1 protein-coding gene is annotated in these 1,285 nt (G+C 60.9%); it reads left to right on the forward strand.

Features of this window, described 5'->3' with window-relative positions; translation table 11 throughout:
- A partial coding sequence (tuf, locus tag ACR0DA_RS18670; RefSeq protein ID WP_170343064.1) for an elongation factor Tu occupies window positions 1–1,176 on the forward strand: 1,176 nt, incomplete at its 5' end.
- Between the last annotated feature and the right edge of the window lie 109 nt (window positions 1,177–1,285).

Raw genomic sequence — 1,285 nt, forward strand, 5'->3', positions numbered from 1 at the left:
ATGGCAAAGGAAAAGTTTGAGCGTACAAAACCGCACGTCAACATTGGCACGATTGGCCACGTTGACCACGGCAAGACGACGCTGACCGCAGCAATCACCAAGTATTTCGGCGACTTCAAGGCGTATGACCAGATTGACGGTGCGCCGGAAGAGAAAGCGCGCGGCATCACCATCTCGACCGCCCACGTGGAATACGAGACCGACAACCGCCACTATGCGCATGTCGACTGCCCCGGCCACGCTGACTATGTGAAGAACATGATCACCGGTGCGGCGCAGATGGACGGCGCGATCCTGGTTGTGAACGCCGCTGACGGCCCGATGCCGCAGACCCGCGAGCACATCCTGCTGGGCCGCCAGGTTGGCATCCCGAAGATGGTCGTGTTCCTGAACAAGGTTGACCAGGTTGACGACGAAGAGCTGCTGGAACTGGTTGAGATGGAAGTTCGCGAACTGCTGTCCAGCTACGACTACCCCGGCGACGACATTCCGATCATCGCAGGTTCGGCTCTGGCCGCGATGGAAGGCAACAACCCGGAAATCGGCGAGAACAAGATCCGCGAACTGATGGCGGCCGTTGACGAGTACATCGACACCCCCGAGCGCGCTGTTGACCAGCCGTTCCTGATGCCGATCGAAGACGTGTTCTCGATCTCGGGCCGCGGTACCGTTGTGACCGGTCGTGTCGAGCGTGGTGTGATCAACGTTGGCGACGAGATCGAAATCGTCGGCATCCGCGACACGCAGAAGACCACCTGCACCGGTGTCGAGATGTTCCGCAAGCTGCTGGACCGCGGTGAAGCCGGCGACAACATCGGCGCCCTGCTGCGTGGTGTTGACCGTGACGGCGTCGAGCGTGGCCAGGTTCTGTGTAAGCCGGGCTCGGTGACTCCGCACACCAAGTTCGAAGCCGAAGCCTACATCCTGACCAAGGAAGAAGGCGGCCGTCACACTCCGTTCTTCGCGAACTACCGTCCGCAGTTCTACTTCCGTACGACTGACGTGACCGGCACAGTGACCCTGGCCGAAGGCACCGAGATGGTCATGCCCGGCGACAACGTGTCGTTCGGCGTTGAGCTGATCGCCCCGATCGCCATGGAAAACGGTCTGCGCTTCGCCATCCGCGAAGGCGGCCGCACCGTCGGCGCAGGCGTCGTGTCCAAAATCATCGAGTAAGGCGCGCTTGTCGCGCTCGGTTGCGGCAGGTGGTTTTCCAAAGCGAAGCCAGCCGAAAGCAACTCGGTGAGAAACAAAAGAAGGCCGTCCCAAACCGGGGCGGCCTTTT

This window comes from Ruegeria sp. CI8, assembly GCF_056536865.1.